The sequence below is a fragment of the Shewanella sp. M-Br genome (assembly GCF_036245925.1).
Lineage (GTDB): Bacteria > Pseudomonadota > Gammaproteobacteria > Enterobacterales > Shewanellaceae > Shewanella > Shewanella oncorhynchi.
In genome coordinates this window covers 168036-190135 of sequence record NZ_BJBV01000003.1, presented here as the reverse complement: position 1 = coordinate 190135, position 22100 = coordinate 168036, and the positions used below count along the sequence as shown (strand labels likewise).

General features: G+C 45.2%; 20 protein-coding genes. 10 read left to right on the top strand and 10 right to left on the bottom strand.

From position 1 onward, the window contains the following. Nucleotides 1-70: 70 nt before the first annotated feature. Genes AAA952_RS03785 through AAA952_RS03775 form a run of 3 tightly spaced genes read left to right on the top strand, consistent with a single transcriptional unit; the run spans nt 71 to nt 2211 of the window. Nucleotides 71-805: a basic amino acid ABC transporter substrate-binding protein gene (locus AAA952_RS03785; protein ID WP_071940133.1), complete on the top strand. Its 735-nt coding sequence runs from the start codon at nt 71-73 to the stop codon at nt 803-805. 7 nt (nt 806-812) lie between these two features. Beyond that, nucleotides 813-1493 carry an amino acid ABC transporter permease gene (locus tag AAA952_RS03780; protein ID WP_006085903.1) on the top strand — a complete coding sequence of 227 codons (681 nt, stop codon included), beginning with the start codon at nt 813-815 and terminating at the stop codon, nt 1491-1493. Next, the gene (locus tag AAA952_RS03775; protein ID WP_028761645.1) at nt 1486-2211 is read left to right on the top strand and encodes an amino acid ABC transporter ATP-binding protein; all 726 of its coding nucleotides are present in this window, start codon (nt 1486-1488) and stop codon (nt 2209-2211) included. The genes AAA952_RS03780 and AAA952_RS03775 overlap by 8 nt, the downstream gene beginning before the upstream one ends. A 485-nt stretch (nt 2212-2696) precedes the next feature. On the opposite strand, the gene AAA952_RS03770 is transcribed toward AAA952_RS03775, so the two are convergent. The 3 genes from AAA952_RS03770 to AAA952_RS03760 form a co-directional block, all read right to left on the bottom strand. Then, nucleotides 2697-3434: a hypothetical protein gene (locus tag AAA952_RS03770; protein ID WP_263146406.1), complete on the bottom strand. Its 738-nt coding sequence runs from the start codon at nt 3432-3434 to the stop codon at nt 2697-2699. A 599-nt stretch (nt 3435-4033) separates the two neighbouring features. After that, on the bottom strand, nt 4034-4390 hold the full coding sequence (locus AAA952_RS03765; protein ID WP_263168307.1) for a DUF6547 family protein: 357 nt from the start codon (nt 4388-4390) through the stop codon (nt 4034-4036). 77 nt (nt 4391-4467) lie between these two features. Then, nucleotides 4468-4833 (bottom strand): glyoxalase superfamily protein, encoded by a 366-nt coding sequence (locus tag AAA952_RS03760; protein ID WP_113939000.1) that lies wholly within the window; start codon nt 4831-4833, stop codon nt 4468-4470. Nucleotides 4834-4995: 162 nt separating this feature from the next. Between AAA952_RS03760 and nfsB the strand changes: the two genes are divergently transcribed. From nfsB to AAA952_RS03745, 3 genes are all read left to right on the top strand, one after another. Beyond that, entirely contained in the window at nt 4996-5649 is a 654-nt protein-coding gene (gene nfsB, locus AAA952_RS03755; protein WP_338254525.1) for an oxygen-insensitive NAD(P)H nitroreductase, read from the top strand. A gap of 348 nt (nt 5650-5997) precedes the next feature. Further along, nucleotides 5998-6642 carry a DNA-J related domain-containing protein gene (locus tag AAA952_RS03750; RefSeq protein ID WP_006082872.1) on the top strand — a complete coding sequence of 215 codons (645 nt, stop codon included), beginning with the start codon at nt 5998-6000 and terminating at the stop codon, nt 6640-6642. A gap of 312 nt (nt 6643-6954) precedes the next feature. Beyond that, nucleotides 6955-7710 (top strand): DsbA family protein, encoded by a 756-nt coding sequence (locus AAA952_RS03745; RefSeq protein ID WP_338254523.1) that lies wholly within the window; start codon nt 6955-6957, stop codon nt 7708-7710. A 106-nt stretch (nt 7711-7816) separates the two neighbouring features. Here AAA952_RS03745 and AAA952_RS03740 read toward each other — a convergent pair whose 3' ends face one another. Beyond that, a complete protein-coding gene (locus AAA952_RS03740; protein WP_338254597.1) occupies nt 7817-8344 on the bottom strand; it encodes a cytochrome b/b6 domain-containing protein in 528 nt (175 codons plus the stop codon). 107 nt (nt 8345-8451) lie between these two features. Then, entirely contained in the window at nt 8452-8973 is a 522-nt protein-coding gene (gene hemG / locus AAA952_RS03735; protein WP_113939252.1) for a menaquinone-dependent protoporphyrinogen IX dehydrogenase, read from the bottom strand. Nucleotides 8974-9449: 476 nt separating this feature from the next. Between hemG and AAA952_RS03730 the strand changes: the two genes are divergently transcribed. The 4 genes from AAA952_RS03730 (at nt 9450) to AAA952_RS03715 (ending at nt 15911) form a co-directional block, all read left to right on the top strand. Further along, nucleotides 9450-10658, top strand: coding sequence for an MFS transporter (locus AAA952_RS03730; protein WP_113939002.1), 1209 nt, complete (start codon nt 9450-9452; stop codon nt 10656-10658). Between the two features lie 144 nt (nt 10659-10802). Next, a complete protein-coding gene (locus AAA952_RS03725) occupies nt 10803-11642 on the top strand; it encodes a TIGR03899 family protein (RefSeq protein WP_028761753.1) in 840 nt (279 codons plus the stop codon). Nucleotides 11643-11784: 142 nt separating this feature from the next. Then, nucleotides 11785-14019 (top strand): GGDEF/EAL domain-containing response regulator, encoded by a 2235-nt coding sequence (locus AAA952_RS03720; RefSeq protein WP_263168312.1) that lies wholly within the window; start codon nt 11785-11787, stop codon nt 14017-14019. Further along, complete coding sequence (locus AAA952_RS03715) at nt 14016-15911, top strand: sensor histidine kinase (RefSeq protein WP_338254516.1); 1896 nt, start codon at nt 14016-14018, stop codon at nt 15909-15911. Before AAA952_RS03720 ends, AAA952_RS03715 begins: the two co-directional genes overlap by 4 nt. Before the next feature lie 254 nt (nt 15912-16165). Here the strand turns inward: AAA952_RS03715 and cysC are convergent, their stop codons facing one another. The 5 genes from cysC to cobA form a co-directional block, all read right to left on the bottom strand. Continuing rightward, nucleotides 16166-16783: an adenylyl-sulfate kinase gene (gene cysC, locus AAA952_RS03710; protein WP_263168314.1), complete on the bottom strand. Its 618-nt coding sequence runs from the start codon at nt 16781-16783 to the stop codon at nt 16166-16168. A 64-nt stretch (nt 16784-16847) separates the two neighbouring features. After that, nucleotides 16848-18572, bottom strand: coding sequence for an SLC13 family permease (locus tag AAA952_RS03705; protein WP_173242986.1), 1725 nt, complete (start codon nt 18570-18572; stop codon nt 16848-16850). A 3-nt stretch (nt 18573-18575) separates the two neighbouring features. Then, nucleotides 18576-20018 carry a sulfate adenylyltransferase subunit CysN gene (cysN, locus tag AAA952_RS03700; RefSeq protein WP_338254512.1) on the bottom strand — a complete coding sequence of 481 codons (1443 nt, stop codon included), beginning with the start codon at nt 20016-20018 and terminating at the stop codon, nt 18576-18578. Nucleotides 20019-20101: 83 nt separating this feature from the next. Then, on the bottom strand, nt 20102-21010 hold the full coding sequence (cysD, locus tag AAA952_RS03695; RefSeq protein ID WP_028761749.1) for a sulfate adenylyltransferase subunit CysD: 909 nt from the start codon (nt 21008-21010) through the stop codon (nt 20102-20104). 91 nt (nt 21011-21101) lie between these two features. Then, a complete protein-coding gene (gene cobA / locus AAA952_RS03690) occupies nt 21102-21947 on the bottom strand; it encodes a uroporphyrinogen-III C-methyltransferase (RefSeq protein WP_263168315.1) in 846 nt (281 codons plus the stop codon). Nucleotides 21948-22100: the final 153 nt, after the last annotated feature.

Genomic DNA, 22100 nt, shown 5'->3' with positions numbered 1-22100 from the left:
TTATTGACACTTAATGCTCATCTGCCTATAGTCGCCACACTGATAGTGAAATCGAACAAGAGAGTCTTAAATGAAAAAGTCCATGTTATTAGGCGGCCTGACCTTAACTGCCACCTTGTTGTTAGCTGGATGCGGAAAAAGCGATGACGTGTTAGTCGTTGGCACTAATGCCGCCTTCCCTCCTTTTGAATATGTTGGCGGCCAAAGTGGCGATGAAATCAAAGGCTTTGATATCGATCTGGCCAAGCAAATCGCTAAAGATGCGGGCAAGACACTGAAAGTCGAAAACATGAAGTTTGATTCACTGATCGTCGCACTCAACTCTGGCAAAATTGATTTTATCGCCTCGGGCATGACAATTACCGCTGAACGTCAAGCAAACGTCAACTTCTCTGAGCCTTACTACGAAGCGACCCAAGTGGTACTGGTTAATAAAGATAACAATAGTATTCATACGCTTGAAGATATTAAAGGCAAACACTTTGCGGTGCAGTTAGGCACAACTGCTGACATCATGTCGAAGAAATACACCCAAAATATCACCGCCTTTAATACGGGTTTCGAAGCCATTATGGAGCTTAAAAATTCAAAGGTAGATTTAGTGTTATTCGACAGCGAACCTGCCGCTAACTATCTTGCTAAAAATCCTGAATTAAAGATGATCAAACTGGATTTTCCTGCTGAGTTTTATGGTTTCGCCGTGTCAAAAGAGCAGCCTGAACTGCTGGCGAGCATCAATAAAACACTGGCTAACATGAAAGCCGACGGCCAATATCAGACGCTCGTTTCTGCCCATATAAAGTGATATCAGCATGATAGACGCAATTAATACCTCGCTGTTTAGCCCGATTGGCGAAGATGGCATGATAGGCATACTGCTGATATTAAATGGTTTGAAAGTGACGTTAATCGTCACTTTCTTCGCCATGTTATTAGGCGCAGTGTTAGGCATTGGCACCACCTTTATGAAGATGTCGTCTAAGTGGTATATCCGCTTCCCCGCCAATCTTTATGTCGGTGTGATCCGTGGCACCCCAGTAGTTGTGCAATTAGTGATCCTTTACTTCATCGTGCTTTCAGCCTTAGATGTCGATAAGATCACCGCCGCCATTATCGCTTTTGGTCTCAATAGCGGCGCGTATATTTCTGAGATAATCCGCGCAGGGATTCAAGCCGTTGATAAAGGTCAAACCGAAGCGGCACGTTCACTTGGCTTGTCCCAAGCAATGACCATGAAATCGATTATTCTGCCCCAAGCGATTAAGAATATTCTGCCCGCACTTGGTAATGAATTTATCGTGCTCCTCAAGGAAACCGCCGTCATTGGCTTTATCGGCGGCGTTGACCTTATGCGCGCCGGTGAAATCATCCGTAGCCGTACCTTCGAGGACAGTGTGCCCTTATTTACCTGCGCCCTTATTTACCTATTCCTGACCTACAGCTTCACATTTGTGCTGTCGAAATTTGAAAAGAGGTTGAAACAAAGTGATTAAAATAACCAACCTGCATAAAAACTTCGGCGATAACCAAGTGCTCAAGGGCATTAGCGAGCATATTCGTCAGGGCGAAGTGGTGAGTGTGATCGGCCCAAGCGGCAGTGGCAAGAGTACCTTTTTGCGCTGTATCAATCTGTTAGAGCAGCCAAGCCAAGGCGATATCGAGATTGAAGGTCAATTGATCACAGCGCCAAACGCCTGCGTAGATAAACTGCGGCAAAAAGTGGGCATGGTGTTTCAAAACTTTAACCTGTTCCCCCATAAAACCGTCATCCAAAACATCACCTTAGCGCCCATTAGTCTAAAACTGATGACGCCAGCTCAAGCCGAGACCAAAGCCCTCGACCTACTGGCACAGGTTGGTTTAAGTGACAAAGCCAATGCCTACCCCGCCAGTTTATCGGGCGGCCAAAAGCAAAGGGTCGCCATTGCCCGCGCATTAGCGATGGAACCAGACTTGATGCTGTTCGATGAGCCAACATCGGCACTCGATCCTGAAATGGTCGGTGATGTATTAGACGTGATGAAAGACTTAGCGCTAAAGGGCATGACCATGGTCATTGTCACCCACGAAATGGGCTTTGCGCGCGATGTATCCGATCGAGTGATCTTTATGGACGGCGGTTATGTAGTCGAATCTAGTCCACCAGATGAGCTATTTAGCCACCCGAAAGAAGCCCGTACCCAAGCGTTTTTAAGCAAGGTACTCCGCTAGCTTAAGCGGCTTAAGTCCTGTCACTCACGCTCACTGTCATGACCTTTATAAGTACGTGCAGTGAGCGAAGAATTCAAATTAGGATCCCAACATTCAACGTTGATGACAAAGACTAAATTAAACAAGTCAGGATACAATCATCTTTCACAACACCATAAAAATTATGCCTTTGAATTAATAGGTATTAAACAAAAGCTAAATAGCCGTTTATCTGTTCAGGGAGTTTATTGTCATTGTGTCTCCAGCGACACGCCGTGAATATGTCCTTATAGGCTCGACGGCGACATCCATGTCGCCAACGGTCACTGGTGCCCCAATGCCAATTTTAACTACCAGTTTTGCTATATATACGTAAAAAGCTAGTAGACATAAATGGGTTAGAATTCTTGCTCTAATCTATGATTTTCGGATTAAATTTTCTATGGATTAACGCCGCGCTCTAGGACAAACCGAAGCGCAGCGTAGATTTGTCACAGAGCGCCTTGTTATGCGCTTGCCGCTTCACTTAAATCAATCTCCATTGGAATCTGATATGAATTTGTGTAAAGGCTAGCTTTAAATGATGCCCTCGGCGTGATCAAGACTTTTCCATCTTTTACTGAAATTGTACCTACCAGAGGAAATATATCCGATGGCCCCTTAAGATCAACAAACCTTTTAGTGAAAGTAGTACCTGTTTTGTGGTTAATGTATTTTACAAGCCCATGAGATGCTTCGCCATTTGGGCGCAATTTATATGAAACCAGAACCGAATATGACTTAGTATGTTTTGCCTTAACCGGAAGCTCGACCGCAGAACCAAATCTTTCCACCTCGTTTGAAGCAAGCTTGATTTTTTCGGTTTTTTCTATGCTCAACTTACAAAGGTGCTCAAGACACTCAAAGGTACTGCGAATTACAAATTGTTCAAGTTCGGACTCATTTAATGATTTTAATTTCTCAAAATTTACACCACAGTCTATATACCTAAGCCACTTTTCTGGTGTTCTATCGGAAAAAACCATCGTGCCTTCTGGAATAGCATTTGTGTAGTTTACATATAGGTGATCGAATTCTCCGAGGGATAATCCATTTTCACCAAGTATTGTGGCTATGCGAGCACCCCAGTAATGAAGCAGCTTAGGAAATTTGAAAAATCTAGAACAACTCGAAGGTAGACTCTTACCTGTCTCATATAGGGAGTCGCTAGCGTAATACCTAATATCTATTAATGCTTTTTCCATTTATATATCCGATCTCTCTTCACGCATAGCCGCAAACAGCTGCTTTGTATTGGATTGTTTTGCGGTAGCGTAGCAAAACAAGGAACGAAAAAGCCATCAGGCTGGTTTGCATTGTTATGTGTTACTCACAGAATGGACAAAATAAGTTGTTCATGAAGTCTAGTGGATCAATATTACAGCTAGGTAGTAGAACCGTAACTCTACCGTGCTTTTGACATTCTATTTCTTGGAAGCCACCTTCTGCTTTTAAAGTACTTATTTCCAGATCGCTCCAGCCGCACCAAGGGCAACATTTTATCTCAGCTTCAGTGATAGCAGCAATTTCCTGCTCCCAGTTACACTCTCCGCAATGGACTTTGCGAATCGTTCTGGCTTCTGTGAGGTTTATTACTTTGGGTCTTTCGATCATTAAGATTCCCCTACACATAACGTTGGGTATAAGCGGATCCGCGTTAGCGAATAATAAATCAAGCCATCCATTTTAAACCAACAACATAATGCACTTTTGGTTTGCCTTCAACCAGCGATGGCTTTGTTAAGTAACTGAAATCATTCAGCTGTGCAGGATGTTCATTGGAAGTAAGATATTCCGATAATACCTATTCTTGCTCCCAATTATCCCCTTCTCGGCGACAAACATAGTCATAGTAAAGGGTGGAACCAAAGGGCTGAAATTCCATCTCAATGCCGTTTTCGTAATACTGACCATTTTCGCAGTCCATTCTGTCATTAAGTCGTACTAAGGCATCATGAATACCACCACGTCTAGCATTAATAAGCATCTTGACGAGAATCTCTCTTTGCTGGACAGTTAGTGACGTTAAGAACTCATTTATTTCTGAATTTTCCTGCCTGTTTGGATAGCTCCCTTCTTGCAAGACCCATTTTTCAAATACTCCATCATGTAACTGAGCAAACTCGTCAACAAAGCATTTCCACAATTCAACTGAACTCATTTTTTCTCCTGAAAGCATAACGCAGTGCCCATGCGCGTAAACTTGTAAATGCCGCAGGCCTCGAATGCCTCACTCTGTTATGTGTCTGCTGCTTCATTAAACAAAATCCTGTTTGAAAACGGATCTGTTACAGTAAAGCAACGATCGCCCCAAGGCGCATCTTCAATACTAGGTTTGTTGTATTTATATGGCTTAGAAGTCACATGAGCAAACAATTGATCAAGTTCACTCACATTCACAAAAATCTTACAGCCAGGAGTACAGTCGCCTGAATGTTCACTCAAGTGCAAAACAAAATTGCCAAGTGAAACTTGTATATAAATCGGGTAGCCATCCTCAAAGCGATGTTCCCAATCTAATTCCATCCCCAGAAAGCCAAGGTAAAACTCTTTGGCTTTATCTTCATCAAAGATCCGCATAATTGGGATTGTCTGAAACTTCATGCCATCTACTCCATCACACATAAGCTTTGTCTAGTGCGCATAAACACCCAGTTTCAAATTTTTTTTGAAACTAATACCTGCCTTGATCACATTGTTTTTTACTTAAACCTGCTTAAAATGCTGCCATTGAATTTGTATTCCTTAATGATTTGGAGCCGTTACATGAGTGATTTAAGTTTCTTCGCCAAAAAGCGCTACACCACTAAGGCCTTTGATCCAACTAAGACTATTCCTGCGGATAAAATAGCAGAAATCAAAACCTTATTGCAGTACAGCCCATCATCGACTAACTCACAGCCTTGGCATTTTGTGTTAGCAAGTACGGCGGAAGGTAAAGCGTTAGTTGCCCAAGCGACCGAAAACTATGCGTTTAATACCCAAAAAATTCTCGATGCTTCCCATGTGCTCGTACTCTGTGCTCGTGCTCAATTAGATGAAGCACACTTACTGCAAGTACTCGAGCAAGAAGCGAAGGATGGCCGTTTTGCTAATGAAGAAGCCAAGCAAGGCCAACATAATGGCCGTTCTTTCTTCGCGAATATGCATAAATTTGAGCTGAAAGATGCCCAGCATTGGATGGAAAAACAAGTCTACTTAGCACTTGGCACTTTAATGCTCGGTGCAAGTGTATTAGATATTGATGCGTGTCCGATCGAAGGTTTTGATGCCACTAAAATGAATCAAGCCCTAGGCTTAAGAGAGCAAGGTCTAGGTGCCTGCGTGGTTGTAGCCTTGGGTTATCACTCAGAAAATGATTTCAACGCTAAATTGCCTAAGTCTCGCTTAGATCAAGAAGTGATCTTCACCGAGATCTAGTCCTTCACTCTATGTGAAAATAAGCATGCCCTTGATTTTATGTGATATAAACAAGGGCATCATGTCTAAAACTAGCCCTCTCTTAACTACCTTCCCCTAAAACTTAACTGCTGTTAACGGCTTATTTACGCCGAGAAACCATCTAAAGTAGGAGTAAACCACCACGGTATTGCTCTAAAATTCATCTTTGCCTACACTTTGCCTCTATGGCATGATTTGCTGCACAGTCCAGAACGGCATAGCTTAGTGGATCATCATTTATCGTCGCCTTTCGAGTCATCTTTGTTGCAGCCCAGCAGTTTTATCGGCGCATTGGTAACACTCACAATTTAGGATGGGACAGTCAGTATGTTATTTGCCAAACCCTCACTCACTGAAGAACCTCAATCGATTCGAGTTGCAAACACTAAGGGCGATAACCCACTGATCTGGCCGTTGCTTACGGTTTTACAAGCCTCAAATCAAAGTTGGAAAATCCATCACTTAGCCACTGAATTACAAACCCAAGGGCTGATCCACCAGCTTGATGAAAATCCGGGTAACGATTTATTCAAACGTAACTTCCTACTGATGAACGCCCTGTTTGAACTGCAGGAAATATTACTGCCCAAGCAATGGCTACAAGTCAAAGCCATGGAAATTCAAATCTTCCGCCTAGTACCATCAAACGTTAACCTGCTGATAATGCAAGATACTTCCCTGCGTGAGTATTACCTTGATTGGAATAACTACGACACTAGCGAAAACGTAGTACGAGAATTACTTGAGGCATTCTGGAGCAATTATAAGAGCTATATTGGCTTAAATATCAATCTGATGAACAAAGGTAACGCGCTGCGAGTTTTCGAATTAGACGAGAGTGCTACCGCCCGTGATATCCGCAAGCAATGGCGTCGTTTAGCGCTCAAATGGCACCCAGACAGGCCCGATGGCGATGCGGCGCGTTTTCGCGAGGTGTGCGAAGCTTGGCAGTCGCTTAGGGATATTGCGTAAGAATTTAGCCAGTGATGATGCAGAACTGGGCTTTAATCAACATGCACCGACTTAGCGATGCGATCCTGTCTACAGTCCTGCCAAATCTAAGGTAAAACTTCCATTGAGATCACAGATTTAGCCTACTAGCTTCATGTCAATTCAGTCATAATTAAGCCTTTCCATTTAACCTGAACCTATGTGTCAACGCTGGCATTTTGGCTAGCTTAACTCCTAGGTTGAAGCTCACTCTATCTCTTATGTTGACCGTTGAATGTCAACGATAACAACGACTGACATTGTGAATTCAATCCCACCGAATTTGAGGAAACTATGATTAAACAATTAGCCTTGGCTGTAACCTTAGCGATTGCACCATTGAGCACCTTTGCCGCCAATTTTGTAGAAGGCACACATTACACTCAAATCTCGACCAAAGCGCCTAGCAGCGAACCAAAACTCACTGAATTCTATTCATTTTATTGCCATAACTGCTTCAATATGGAAACCAACTATTTGCCTGATATCAAGGCGAACCTCAACAAACAGATAAGTTTCGACAATAAGCATGTCGACTTTATGAATAGCGACATTGGCACCGAAGTGATGCGTTCATTAGCCGTGATCCAAAGCGTTGATAACAAAGACGCCTTAACCCATGCCATGTTTACCGCAATCCAAGGTGCAGAGGGCGCAAACGGCCACGATCATAGTGCACCTGGCCATCAGCACGAGCCGCAAATTAACAGCCGTGATGACATCAAAAAAGTCTTCGCCCAATTTGGTGTCGATGCTGCTAAATACGATGAATTAGCCGATAGCAAAAGCACTAATGAAAAGCTTTCCCTCTGGCGCACCCAGCAGAATGAATTCAAAATCGACAGCGTACCCGCCTTTATCGTGAACGATAAATATGCAGTAAATTTAAACAGTATCAAAACCTTAGATGAGTTAATTGGGTTAATTAACTACCTTGCAGTTGAGAAAGATGCCGCCCCCGCTAAAACCTCATCGGGTGGCAGTCTAGGCTGGTTATTTCTAGTCTTCGCCGCCGCAATTGGTGTGATCCGTCAGCAACGTCTTAGCTAATTCAAAACAATTGTTGAAATAAAAAATGGCCTCCAAATTAGGAGGCCATTTTTATGCGTGTTCAATCCAAGCTATCGATATAAGCGCTCAATATGGGTTCTGAAGTTTATTGCCGAATAAAATCAAGAATATGGCTCGCAGCCAAGACGAGATGTAGGAGCAAGAAACCAATAAAAGCCTGCGCAAAGACTTGGTGATAACCACGCCATGTCAGTGCCGTTGGCGTCCCTTGAACGATAAACCAAACTAGACCCGTAACCCCTGTAGCCACCAGCAACAGCATGCCAATACCTTCTATGGCACTAAACAGCCCTTTGCCACCAGCCACGGGGAATTTGCCTTTAGCAAGTCCAACAATATCTTGCTTTAACTGTGCCCAATCGCCCGCCAACCAGCCAAAGTATTGGTGCCACTTGCCACGCAAGATATTGCTGAGTAAGAAAAGAATCCCAAGCACAGTGCACGCTAAACCTAAATATACATGCAAATAATCCCAAAAACTGGCGTTATCGGGTATCCGTCGGCCCATAAAAATCCACGGACTGGAACACACGAGTAAAATAGTCAACACGACAATCCACACATGCAGTTGCGCCATAATGACTCGGCACAAGGAGCGAAGTTTAGTCATCATACTGATCATATTTAATGCTCCTTTGCCCTTGTGACTAAGACATGCATACAGCTTGCAGGGCGCGAATAGAATAGGGCTAAATGAAGCACCGAAATTTGATATCAAGCTTAAGCGTTGTGGATCTGCTCACCAAACTCAGTCACTTTCTGCCAATCCGTGTATTCAACATTGGTAACAGGGTCCGTAGGTCCTTTCGTTAACCACATGATGAAACGGATAATATTTCTATCTAAAGCGTTATAGCCTTGGTAATTCAAGTTACCCCCAAAAACGCGCAGCAATTGTGGCCGCCAAGTGGTTTTACTTAAAAATGCCTGCATGTAAGGATTGGTCTCTGGGGTGTTTTTCTCGGGTTTACGTGCCACTAAGCTGACAGAGAAAAAACCACTGACCTTATCCGTCAATACGGCTTGATGCTTTTCAATAAACTCGTACAAACTTGGGTTATGTTTACCATGGCGAATACTGGCGCCTATGATGATTTTGTCGAACTCAGTGAGCACTGGAGCGGCCTTGATATCGGCAGTAACCACTTCATTACCCAAAGCCATTAACTGCTGTGCGAGCTTTTTAGCAATCTTTTGGGTTTGGCCGTGAACACTAGAGTAAATGATAAGAATTCTTTTCAATTTAGCCTCGATTAATCCCAAGCAAAATAACAATAAGCGGCCTAGAAAAGACGATGTAGGCGACTTAATTTCGACTCTCTATGCCCGTTTGGCATATCAAATGACATCACAACGCTCAGACTAAATGTGCTAAAAGTAGCAATGGACACTCAGAGTCATTGGCATTCCAGTGGAATTTAACTTGGTATGCAAAAGTAAAATGACAATTATGATATTTCATACTAGGTGATTTACCCGCCAATTTACATGAAATAGATCACGGGCTTAGCGCCAAACACCCCAAGTATATGCGGTAGTTTTAACTGCCTCACAAAAATAACGCCTTAGGTATATTCTCGCTTTAGCGTCTTTGTAACCTAGGGAGTTAATTCGCCTAAACATTGTTACAAAATTGAAAGGGATAAGTCACACCTTATATAGCCAACCTAAGAAAAAAGCATTAGCATTTGAACACTTATCGCCTGAGTCCCTTATCCATGAAAGCTATTCAAGCAAAAGATCCTAAAGCACTCTTGCTGTGGATGACCTTTGTTATGTCGCTCGTGTTTGCCGTTTGGCAGGCATTGCTCAACAACTTCGTGATTGAGAAAGCCCAATTCACTGGTGCTGAAATCGGCATGTTACAAAGCCTGCGCGAAATCCCCGGCTTCTTGGCTTTTACGGCAATTTTTGTGCTGCTGCTCATTCGAGAACAAGCCTTCGCCCTGCTCTCGCTCGCCATTTTATGTATCGGCGTAGCGGTAACAGGTTTCTTTCCTCAGGTCATAGGCCTGTATCTAACGACTGTGTTGATGTCTGTCGGGTTTCACTATTTTGAAACCATCAACCAATCGCTAACGCTGCAATGGGTCGATAAAAAAGACGCGGCTGGATTTATGGGGAAAGCACTGGCGTGGCGTTCGGCGGCCGCTTTAGTCGGTTATGCCAGCATTTGGCTAGTAATGACTTGGTTGAAGCTGGACTACCTGCATATGTATTTGATTATAGGCGTATTAGGTCTCATCATTGTGCTAACCATAACATGGTATTACCCCAAGTTTGAGACAACGGAAATACAACACAAAAAAATCATACTGCGTAAACGCTATTGGCTCTATTACCTGCTCACCTTTTTTTCAGGTGCGAGGCGGCAAATCTTTATGGTATTTGCGGGCTTTATGATGGTTGAAAAGTTTGGTTATAGCGTCAGTGAAATCACTGCGCTGTTCTTAATCAACTATGCCGTTAATCTACTGTTTGCGCCTGCTATTGGTCGTTTGATTGGACGTATTGGTGAGCGTAATGCGCTTACTGTGGAATATATTGGACTCATCTTAGTCTTTATCAGCTATGCCCTAGTCGAACAAGCCCATATGGCGGCAGCACTCTACGTCATCGATCATTTACTGTTTGCGATGGCAATTGCGATGAAAACCTATTTTCAAAAAATCGCCGACAGCAAAGACATTGCCGCCACTATGTCAGTCAGTTTCACCATAAACCACATAGCGGCTGTGATTATTCCTGTACTTTTGGGCTTATTATGGTTAACCGATCCCGCCTTTGTATTTTACATAGGGGCGGGCTTTGCCGTATGTTCGTTACTGCTAGCGCTGAATGTTCCGCGCCATCCTGAACCGGGTAATGAAACCTTATGGTCTTGGCCAACTAAAAGTGCGAAATCAATCGCTAAAGTCGTTAAATAAAACGGCATAATAACGAACCAAAGAATTGGCTTAACGAGATGCTCAAACTAAAGAGATGATCATCTAAAGTAAGCTACAACCGAATGTAAGAGTTCACTAAACCCTCACCTCAACCACAGTGCAGGCTCAAGGATTAATAACGCGATGAAGGATTCAGATATTTTACTGTTGGCAGAAGAAGGCGAGTCAGCATCCGAGGTATCCGCTCGCAAAAAAGCCCTGCTACTCGGTCGCCAATTAGGGCTCGCCAGTGAGCAAGAATATCGCCCTGCGAACGCCTCAATAGCCGAGCGAGCTCAACATAGAGCACGCAAGTTATCGAGCGAATATCAGGCCAATGTGGAAACCATTTTTGCCTTAGCCCTCAGTTATACCCACTCAGATGTCACTGGGGTCGATCTTGATCCCGATTGGAGCCATCAATTTTTCTTGATGGCGGAACAAATCCATAACCGTAAGATGCAAGATTTGTGGGCTCGGATATTGTCGAGCGAGATAGTCAATCCGGGAAACTTCAGTCTACGTACCCTAGCGCTGCTCAAGCAACTGACTCACAGGGAAGCACAAATTCTTGAAAAAGCCCTTGGCATGGCGGCGAAAGTAAATAACGAGCAGCGCCTAAAACTCATCAGTGGCTACCGCTTGTCGGGTGGGATTGGCCAATATTTCCGTAAAACAACCTCAGTCAATTTAGGTTTATCCCAGTTTGGCCTACCCTACTCCAGCATTCTGACCTTAGTCGATGCGGGTATACTGCACAGCAGCGAGTTCGAAACTGGTTTACTCAACAATAAAACCCCCATTCAATTTGCCCTGCAAGGCATACAAATGAAGCTTACGCCCAAGAGCGGTAATCTGCTTTTTAGTTATTATCGCTTAACACCGATTGGTGATGAACTCGCCCAACTCGTGCAACCTAAACCGGATCAAGAATACCTCAAGGCACTGCAACTCTTGTTCGCTAAGGATTTTAAGATCGAGTAGCAACATAATCGCTTATATTATTGACTAATAGAAATATTTGCTTGAATAAACTCCATCTGTCGCAAATACTCTATGTATAAAAAATGCTCGTTTTATTTGCTGAGTGAATAAGGATGCGAATGGCATCTCAAGGATGGAGAGAATGATTAGTCAAGAACAAAATGTCTTTTTTTTAGACGAACAACCGTCACCACAACACCTCGAAAATCAAAAAACAGTCAAAATACTCACGGTGGACGATGACTCAAACTTCCAACGTTCGACCGCCTTCGCGTTATCAACCCTCAAAGTATTAGATTGTAAAATTGAGCTGGCCCAAGCCTTTAGCTATGCAAAAGCCTGCCAAGTGTTAACTAAGGAAAATGATTTTGCGATCGCCTTAGTCGATGTGGTGATGGAAACCGAAGATGCAGGGCTACGGTTAGTCCGTGCTATTCGGGAAGTGCTCGGTAACGAAAAAATCCGCATTATACTGCTTACAGGTCAGCCCGGTATGGCCCCTATTTTCGATGTAATGCGAGATTACGATATCAACGACTATTGGACTAAATCCGAGTTATCGGCCGATAGACTGCAAACTATTCTCACGACTAACCTGCGCTCATATCAACAAATTAGCAGTATTGCCAATGCTAAGCGTGGTTTGCAACTGATTGCCGAGTCCAGCGGCGCGCTCTACACCTCACGCAATATCAAAGAACTCTCAGGCAAGATGCTGCGACAATTATCCCAGCTATTAAACCTGCCCCATGGTGGCATTGTGTGCGTGAAATCAATGGGGGAATTAACTGAACAGGGTATTTCCCACCAAATCATTGCCGCATCGGGCGAGTTTGAACCTTATTTTGGCTATGCTTTACAGCAGCTTGAGCAGCAACACATACGGGCACAACTTGAACTTTGCCTGAGCCGCAGGGAATCCCGTATCGAAAATGACTTTACTTGCCTCTTCTTCCCCGACGAACTCGCAGGCGCCGATTACTCCGTTTATTTAGCCACAGGCAGACCACTGGATATCACGGAAACTGAAATGATCCGTGTGTTTAGCATGAATATTTGTGGCGGCCTGCATAGCGTGTCGCTCATGAGCCAACTAGATAAGATTGCTTTTGAAGATCCGCTCGTCAAAATCCCTAATCTCAACGTGTTGCTCCGCACCTTAGAAGGCGTGCTGGCGGAAGATATTCGCGAAAAATTTAATTTATTGATTATTGATATTGATAAGTTTTCCGACTTTAATCGTGTATTTGGTTCGCCCCAAGGTAACGAGATGCTCAAACACGTTGCCTCTTGTTTGCGCGAACACTTTGATGCTTGTGTGTTAGTCGCTCGCCTCAAGGATGATAAATTTGCCGTGCTCGGCCCTAAAACCTTAGTCACCGCTGACATTATTAGTCGACTGTTCATTGAGCCCTATCAGCAAGGAAAATCGAAGATCACGGTTAATATCAGCACTGTCACACTGCCACTAGAATTAGCCGATGGCACTGCGGTCGATGCCATAACGCAAATCAACATGGCCCAGAAAACCGCCAAAAAGTTAGGCATTAGACAACATGTGACTTACCAACAAGCCAATGACGATAATGTGGCCTATCACTTCGAACTCTTACAAGCGCTGCAACACAGTATTACCTGTAATGACATCCATATTGCACTGCAGCCGCAAGTCTGTATTAAAACGGGTGAAGTCGTCGGGGTTGAAGCGCTGGCTCGCTGGACCTTGCCAAATGGTCAAAATGTGCCGCCGTTGGATTTTATCCCCATTGCCGAAGCGACAGGTTTGATCACCCAACTCGGTGAGCAACTATTCGTGCAATCTTGCCAAGCACTCTGCACACTCAATGAGGCGGGTTATACCAATTTATGTATGGGAGTGAACTTATCGGCCATGCAGTTCGAACAGGAGAACATAGTCGATATTTTAAAGCAGCACATTGCCGACGCTAACATGCCTCTAGGTCAGATAGAAGTCGAAGTCACTGAATCGATTGCGATGCAAAATTTCGAAACCATCCGCAAGCAGTTAAATGACTTACGCTCGATAGATATTAGAGTCGCAATTGACGATTTTGGTACCGGATTTTCCTCATTAGCCTATCTCAGCAAACTGACCTTCGACCGCATTAAGATTGATAAATCCTTTATCGACAATGTCACCTCAGATGATGGCGCCGCTGCGATAGTCGATAGCATTATCTTGTTAGGACAACGCTTCCACATGAATGTGATTGCCGAAGGCGTTGAGACTAAAGAGCAAGCGAAATGGCTAAGCGACCGCGGCTGCCACGATGCCCAAGGCTACTTTTATGCTAAGCCAATGCCACTACCGGAGTTATTAACTTGGCTTAAAAACTACCAAAAAACACCACTATGACAGCGCCATCGCAATTGACTCAGCCTACCTTCTGGGGCTACTGGCTCAGATTCATGCTGCCGTGGTTATTGTTGGTGCCCATACTCACCACTTTGCTTTATCAAAAGCGCCATGAAGATGCCATGGTGCCCTTATACCAAGAGGCGAACACCCTTTTAGGTGATGCCGCTAAAACCATTGCCTACCATATTGGTAATATTAAGCGCGACGCCCTATTTCTTGCTAAATATCAAACACTCCTCGATGCGGCGGGAAATGAGCAAGATCTCACTCAGGTCGAACATTTCTTCGAGAGCTTTAGTGCCGCATCACAAAACTACGATCAGGTACGTTGGCTCGATAATCATGCCTTCGAGAAAGTGAGGGTTAACCTTATCCAAGAACGTCCGCAAGTGGTTGCTAAGCCATTATTGCAATCAAAAGCCGAACGCTACTACTCCATCCAAAGCTTACGTTTAGCGCCCAATAGTTTTTACTTTTCGCCCTTAGATTTGAATGTTGAGAAGGGGACAATTGAAACTCCTATCAAGCCCGTATTAAGAGTCACCACTCCCGTGTTTTTACCCTCAGGCGAGCGCCAAGGCTTTATTGCCCTCAATTTTCTCGCCCAATCAATGTTAGACGCCATTGCCAAAATTACGGCTAACAGCAATGTCGAGCTTTCACTGCTGAATAAAGAGGGTTACTGGCTACTCTCATCCAATTCCGAACTCACTTGGGCATTTATGTTTAATCGCCCCGAATTAACCTTAGCTAAGCTCAATCCCGATGCCTGGCAACAGATTACCCAAGATAGCGAAGGTGCTTTTATCACCCCCGAAGGGCTCTGGGATTATGAAAATGTACAAGATGCGACCAACACTTCTGACCAAGATTGGAAACTCGTGATACGGGTTCCCAATGATCAACTTTCAAAGATTAATCAACGCAGCCTGCTGGAAGCGCTCAGTCTAGGGATTTTATTACTATTACTCGGCGGTGGGATCTGCTGGCGCGCAGCAAAGTCCATGCGAGTAAGGGACAAGTTGAATCAAGAGTTAACCGAGCAACAGCAAAAACTCACCCAATCCAATACCGCGTTAGCCGAATCGTTACAGCACTTACACGACACTCAGCAACAACTCATCGAGACGGGAAAACTCTCATCCTTAGGCATGATGGTGGCGGGCGTCGCCCATGAACTCAATACCCCTGTCGGCGCTGCACAGGTCACGTTATCGAGCATGAAAAATGAATGCACTAAGCTACAAAACGCCTTCGAATCGGGTCTTAAGCGATCTGATGTCGATACTTACTTTATTCACTTCCATGAAGGCGCGGAGATAGTGCAAGCCAATTTAAGCAGAGCCGCAACCTTAGTCAGTAGCTTCAAACGCTTAGCCGTGGATAGAACAAGGGAAGAACGCCGTAGTTTTAAGCTCACAAGTCTCGTTCAGGACATGCTACATACCTCATGGCTACGGATGAAGAAGCAATCCCATGAGCTCGAAATCGACATTGATGCCAATATCGAAATGAACAGCTACCCAGGCGCACTCGGACAATCCCTTGAAAACTTCGTCACTAATGCGATAACCCATGCTTTCGAAGGAAGGGGAAATGGCCAGATAAAAATCTCGGCAAAGATGATAGAAGATCAAATAGTCGAAATCACAGTCTCAGACAATGGCATAGGGATGAGCGCGGAAACGATGAAACAAATCTTCGACCCCTTCTTTACCACTCGCAGGGGAAATGGCGGAACTGGGCTGGGGTTACACTTAACTTATCAACTCGTCAGCCAACTTCTTGGCGGGAAAATTACGGTCAGCAGTAAGTTAGGTAAAGGCAGCGTTTTCAGCCTGATAATCCCAGTAACAGCGCCAGAAACCGCCGAGCTGAACCTGAATTAACCGCTTATACGCAACGGCGATAGATAGCCAGTATGCTGGCCGAATATGATGCTAAAACTTGATATCTAACCATGATGCTTGAACTATTCTGTTTGAACGCGGTGCTTAAACCATATTGCTTGAATATCAGCATTGAACATAGTGAACTCATTGCGCCCAAAATAAAACAGGAGCCCAAGGCTCCTGTTTTTTATGAGCATTCAATCACTTGCTAAGGCAAGATTTAATATGGCTAGGCATAACTAGTCATAACACTAGGCGAGTGCTTTAGCCTTATCGGTATTGATAACATTGATTGCCGTCAGATAATCGATTAAGGCGCGCACTTGAGTCGCTAAATCGCCTTTGCTGGTATCTATGGTTAACTCGGCGGCCAATGGCGCTTCATAGGGTGATGAAATACCAGTGAAATTGCTAATCTCGCCACTGCGCGCTTTCACATATAACCCCTTAGGGTCACGCTGCTCGCACACACTCAAAGGCGTAGCTACATGCACTTCAATAAACTGCCCCGCAGGAAAACGGGCACGAATACCATCACGTTCTTCACGGGTCGGTGATATAAATGCTGACAATACCACAAGCCCCGCATCCACCATCAATTTAGCCACTTCGCCCACACGACGCAGGTTCTCATCACGGTCTTCAACCGTAAACCCTAAATCTTTACACAGGCCATGGCGCACATTATCACCATCGAGCAAATAAGTGTGGAATCCCGCCTCAAATAACGCCCGCTCTAATGCACCCGCCAGTGTTGACTTGCCCGCGCCAGAAAGTCCGGTAAACCAAAGTAGTACTGGGTTTTGGCCTTTCTGCTCGGCTCTGGCGGCTTGGTCTACAGGATGTTGATGCCACACGATATTTGTCATAAAAACTCCTCAATCCCCATGTTGACTAACCGCTAACATAAGGGCAATAAACTCAAGCTAATCACTAAAATGGAAAGATGATCGGCACCATAAATATCACTATCAGGGAATACAGCACAGATAACGGCAATCCAAGGCGGACAAAGTCACTGAAGCGATAATTACCCGCATTAAATACCATCAAATTGGTCTGATAGCCGTAGGGTGAAATAAAGCTCGCGCTGGCACCAAAGACAACGGCCATAATAAAGGGCCTTGCATCGACACCGTAATTAAGCGCAATCGCGTAAGCGATAGGGAACGCCAGCGCCGCCGCTGCGTTATTGGTCACCAGTTCAGTCAGCAATAAGGTCATTAAATACACGCCGACAAAAGCGCCAAATACCCCATAACCGTTAATAACTGAGAGTAATCCTTGGGCTAAACTGTTCGCAAGGCCTGTACTCATCATCAAGTTGGCAAGCCCTAATGCACTCCCCACGATCACCACTAATTCCAATGGGAAACGGCGTTTAAGCTCAGCCAGCGTGACTGCGCCTATGGCAAAATAACTGAGCAGCAATATCACTAAACCCTTAGCCAAGGGTAATATGCCAGTGACACTCAGGATGATCGTTGCCGCAAAGCCCAGCAATACCCAACGACCACGACGACTGTCTAGACGCACATTCAAATCTAAACCGCTAATCGCCGCAAACTCTGAACTCAGCTTTGCGCTATTGCTAAAACCATCGCCGGGCGTCAATAACAACACATCACCGGGTTGCAGAATAATGTCACCGAGTCCGCCCTTCAGCGGATGATTTCCGCGGCGAATGGCCATCACAGCCGCATCAAATTGCTCACGAAAACGCGAGGCTTTCAACGAACTGCCCACTAAACTGGATGACGGTGCGAGTACGGCTTCAACTAAATTTTGTCCTTTGGCTTGATGTTTACCAAACCAATCTAAACCATCGAATTGGTGCAATAACTCAACCGATTCCACCGCGCCACTAAAGCGCAGCACGTCGTCCGCTTGCAACACTAACTGGGGCGGCACAGGGCAAATACAAATGCCGCTGCGCTCTAACTCAACTAGATATAACTTTTTCAGCGCCCTAAGTTTATTATCCACCACACTGCGACCGACCAAGGACGAACCTTTCGCCACATGGGCTTCGAGCAAATATGGCAGCGCTTCTTCACCTGATTCTTCCCGTCTGTCGGGCAGAATGTTCGCCAGTAGGGTCAGTAACAAGATGCCTGCGACGACGATCACCACTGCAACTGGCGTAAACTCGAAGAACCCTAAGGCGGGTAAGCCGGCGTTTTCTACAAAGGAGTTCACAATCAAGTTGGTCGAGGTACCAATCAGGGTCAGTGTGCCACCTAAAATTGCCGCATAATTTAACGGCAATAATAACTTAGCCGGCGCGTGTGCCTGATTGCGGCGCACAACACCAATCAGTGATGCCACAACTGCAGTGTTATTGGTAAATGACGACAGTAAAGCCGTCGAAAAACCGAGCTTTGCCATTGTCATAGGCAAAGAACTATTGCCTATAACTTGACTTAACTTTCCCAGCAGGGACGTTTTTTCTAACGCCGTCGCGGCCAACACCAACAGGACCAGCGTGACTAAGCCAATATTGGTAAAGCTTGTTAATGCGGTATCGAGCGCAACCATGCCAAGCAAATAACAGAGCAAAAATGCAAATAAAAACAATACCGCTGGATTGATACGGCCGCTAATTAAGCCAGCCACAAGCCCTATCAAAATAATCGCTAATAGCCACAAGTCACTCACAAATTAAGCTCCAAGCTTAGTGATATCTATCGCTTGCCAATGGGGGAAGTGTTTACGCACTAAGGCATTAAACTCGACTTCAAAGGCACTAAATTGTGATGCTGTTTGCTTGTTAACATGTTGACCCGACACCACCATCACTGCGGCAACCGTCGCATTACTCAGGCGGTCGATTAAGATCATTCCGCCGGTATCGCGTACTAACGAATATGCATCAAACACTATGTCTTCGGTCAGTTCTAAGGTCACACGCGCAATGGCGTTTAACCCAAGAGTGTCCGTCGCACTGCGTGCTAAGGTATTAACGTCAACCACATAATCGATAGCAGTCACAGAAGCTTGCGTCTTCTTACCGGCCACTTTGATGTCGTATAACTGACCGAGTTGTAATGGCTTTTCATCCATCCACACTATATCAGCGCTGATCACGTTAGCGACGGCTGGCGCAGAATCGGGTTTTGCCAGTAAATCGCCACGGGAAATATCAATTTCATCTTCCAGCGTGATCGTCACAGCTTGGCCAGCAACCGCTTCTTGTATGTCACCATCGAAGGTCACAATACGTTCAACCTTGCTGCGTTTGCCCGATGGCAAAGCGACTAACTCGTCACCGACATTGATGATGCCAGAGGCTAACGTGCCCGCAAAACCGCGAAAATCTAAGTGAGGGCGCGACACATATTGCACAGGAAAACGCACAGGCAATGAGCTGAGTTCACGTTGAGTATCAATGGTTTCTAGCAGTTCAAGCAGTGTACCGCCTTGATACCAGTCACTTTGAGTGCTGCGCTCAACCACGTTGTCACCATTAAGCGCCGATAACGGCACAAAGTGGATATCGAGGTTGCCGAAATCTTTAACGAAATCCGTAAAATCGGCACGAATACGGTTGAATACTTGCTCGTCAAACCCAAGCAAATCCATCTTATTCACGGCCACAACAAAGTGACGAATACCCAGTAATGACGCGATAAACGCATGGCGCTTAGTCTGAGTCTGCACGCCGTAGCGGGCATCGACTAAAATCACCGCTAAATCACAGGTTGATGCACCCGTTGCCATGTTGCGAGTGTACTGCTCATGCCCTGGCGTATCGGCGATGATGAACTTGCGCTTATCACTTGAAAAATAACGATAAGCCACATCGATAGTGATGCCCTGCTCGCGCTCAGCTTGCAGGCCATCCACCAGCAAGGCTAAGTCAATGGCTTCACCTGTGGTGCCCATCTTGGCGCTGTCGCTCTTTAGGCTCGCTAATTGATCTTCATAGATCTGGGCGCTGTCGTGTAACAGACGGCCGATTAAGGTACTTTTACCATCGTCAACACTGCCACAGGTTAAAAAACGCAGTAAGCCTTTGTGTTGCTGCAGGGCTAGATATTCTTTCACACCATGGAGGGTAATTTCTGCCGCCATGAGATTGGTTTTATTGACCGCTTTGTCCATCTTATTCTCACTCTTGATCTGCTTGGCTGAAGGTCGCGCTTTACTTGCGCCACTTTCGCGAAATAGGGTTAACCCTGTAGAGATTAGAAGTAGCCTTGACGCTTCTTCTGCTCCATAGAGGCACTTTGATCTGAGTCGATCAATCGGCCCTGACGTTCGCTCGAACGGGTTAACAGCATTTCTTCAATAATCTTTTCTAGACTGTCGGCCTCAGAATACATGGCGGCCGTGAGTGGGTAGCAACCTAAGGTTCTAAAACGCACCACTGCTTCTTTAATCTGCTCGCCCTCGGCTAACTTCATCCGCTCGTCATCGGCCATGATTAACTGACCACCGCGCTCAACCACTTTACGTTTAGCAGCAAAGTACAAAGGCACTAACTCAATGTTTTCTTGATAAATATATTGCCAAATATCCAGCTCAGTCCAGTTAGATAATGGAAACACGCGAATACTTTCGCCCTTGTTCACTGCGCCGTTATAGGTGCGCCATAATTCTGGACGTTGATTTTTAGGGTCCCATCTGTGGTGACGGTCGCGGAAGGAATACACGCGCTCTTTGGCGCGGGATTTTTCTTCATCGCGGCGAGCCCCACCGAAAGCCGCATCGAAACCATATTGGTTAAGTGCTTGCTTTAAACCTTGGGTTTTCATGATGTCAGTGTGTTTCGCACTGCCATGGTCGAAGGGGTTAATTCCCTGCGCCAACCCTTCTGGGTTAATGTGCGTCAGTAACTCGAAGCCAAATTTCTTTGCCTGCGCATCACGGAACGCGATCATCTCTTTGAATTTCCACCCAGTGTCGACATGCAGTAGCGGGAATGGGATCTTGCCTGGATAAAAGGCTTTACGCGCTAAGTGCAACATAACGGAAGAATCTTTCCCGATGGAATACAACATCACAGGATTATCGAATTCGGCTGCAACTTCACGAATGATCTGGATGCTCTCAGCTTCCAGTTGTTGTAAGTGGCTTAATTCACGCCCGGCCATACTATTCTCCGTTACCTTAAATTCGCCGTGTTACCACAGCATGGATTAGCTTAATTTGTTTAACTGCTTAATAGCTTTAACTGTTTGCGGCTTAGCTTATCGACGCGACGGCCGAGACTCTAACCGATTGAGTCTGTTCATCGCTGACCTGAGTCGATTCAATCGCTTCAGGTTTGAACCAATGCAAGGTGTCACTCAGCGTGACGACTTCACCTATGATCATCAAAGCTGGCATTTGTAATTCTGGATCGGCGGCAAGCTGTTCAAGCTCACCTAAACGGCCGATAAAACGACGTTGCTCTTTAGTGGTTGCCTTTGACACTATCGCCACAGGCGTTTCAGGGCTTCGGCCCGCATCGACTAGACCTTGGCGAATAATGCCTGCGTTCAGAACCCCCATATACACGACTAAGGTATTGTTAGGATTAGCATAACCTTGCCAATCCATAGGGCGACTCTCTAACTGACAATGGCCAGTGATAAAAGTGACGCCTTGGGCATGGTCTCTGTGGGTTAGGGGAATTCCCGCATAGGCTGACGTGCCGCTGGCAGCGGTAATGCCGGGAACGACTTCAAACTCAACCCCAGCTTCGACTAAAGTTTGTAACTCTTCGCCCCCGCGGCCAAAAATAAAAGGATCGCCACCTTTAAGGCGCACCACATTTTTACGGGTGTAGGCTTTAGTGACGAGTAACTGATTAATCTCGTCCTGTGCGGCGCTATGCTTGCCCGCACGTTTACCTACGGCAATCTTCTCAGCGTCTTTGGGAATAAGATCGAGGATATCTTGGCTGACTAAAGCGTCATATAGCACTGCATCAGCAGTTTTAAGGATGCGCCATGCCTTTAACGTCAACAACTCAACGTCGCCGGGACCTGCACCCACCAGCCAGACTTTGCCTTTGGCCGCTTGGCCCGGTAAAGAGAAAATTTCCATCAGAATCCCCAAGATCACTTTAGTCTGTAGAAATATAGCGCGTCTTATATTCCATAATAAATAGATAATAATTAGTTTTTATATCATTTAGATATAAAAGAATGAGGGATCACTCACTTAAAGTGGGGAAAACCTTAGGTTTCAAAATCAAAA

Excerpts from the sequence above, each read along its gene's own strand:
- AAA952_RS03785 (WP_071940133.1), top strand. The coding sequence starts at position 71 with ATGAAAAAGTCCATGTTATTAGGCGGCCTGACCTTAACTGCCACCTTG.
- AAA952_RS03780 (WP_006085903.1), top strand. The coding sequence starts at position 813 with ATGATAGACGCAATTAATACCTCGCTGTTTAGCCCGATTGGCGAAGAT.
- AAA952_RS03770 (WP_263146406.1), bottom strand. The coding sequence starts at position 3,434 with ATGGAAAAAGCATTAATAGATATTAGGTATTACGCTAGCGACTCCCTA.
- AAA952_RS03765 (WP_263168307.1), bottom strand. The coding sequence starts at position 4,390 with ATGAGTTCAGTTGAATTGTGGAAATGCTTTGTTGACGAGTTTGCTCAG.
- AAA952_RS03760 (WP_113939000.1), bottom strand. The coding sequence starts at position 4,833 with ATGAAGTTTCAGACAATCCCAATTATGCGGATCTTTGATGAAGATAAA.
- nfsB (WP_338254525.1), top strand. The coding sequence starts at position 4,996 with ATGAGTGATTTAAGTTTCTTCGCCAAAAAGCGCTACACCACTAAGGCC.
- AAA952_RS03750 (WP_006082872.1), top strand. The coding sequence starts at position 5,998 with ATGTTATTTGCCAAACCCTCACTCACTGAAGAACCTCAATCGATTCGA.
- AAA952_RS03745 (WP_338254523.1), top strand. The coding sequence starts at position 6,955 with ATGATTAAACAATTAGCCTTGGCTGTAACCTTAGCGATTGCACCATTG.
- AAA952_RS03740 (WP_338254597.1), bottom strand. The coding sequence starts at position 8,344 with ATGATGACTAAACTTCGCTCCTTGTGCCGAGTCATTATGGCGCAACTG.
- AAA952_RS03730 (WP_113939002.1), top strand. The coding sequence starts at position 9,450 with ATGAAAGCTATTCAAGCAAAAGATCCTAAAGCACTCTTGCTGTGGATG.
- AAA952_RS03725 (WP_028761753.1), top strand. The coding sequence starts at position 10,803 with ATGAAGGATTCAGATATTTTACTGTTGGCAGAAGAAGGCGAGTCAGCA.
- AAA952_RS03720 (WP_263168312.1), top strand. The coding sequence starts at position 11,785 with ATGATTAGTCAAGAACAAAATGTCTTTTTTTTAGACGAACAACCGTCA.
- AAA952_RS03715 (WP_338254516.1), top strand. The coding sequence starts at position 14,016 with ATGACAGCGCCATCGCAATTGACTCAGCCTACCTTCTGGGGCTACTGG.
- cysC (WP_263168314.1), bottom strand. The coding sequence starts at position 16,783 with ATGACAAATATCGTGTGGCATCAACATCCTGTAGACCAAGCCGCCAGA.
- cysN (WP_338254512.1), bottom strand. The coding sequence starts at position 20,018 with ATGGACAAAGCGGTCAATAAAACCAATCTCATGGCGGCAGAAATTACC.
- cysD (WP_028761749.1), bottom strand. The coding sequence starts at position 21,010 with ATGGCCGGGCGTGAATTAAGCCACTTACAACAACTGGAAGCTGAGAGC.
- cobA (WP_263168315.1), bottom strand. The coding sequence starts at position 21,947 with ATGGAAATTTTCTCTTTACCGGGCCAAGCGGCCAAAGGCAAAGTCTGG.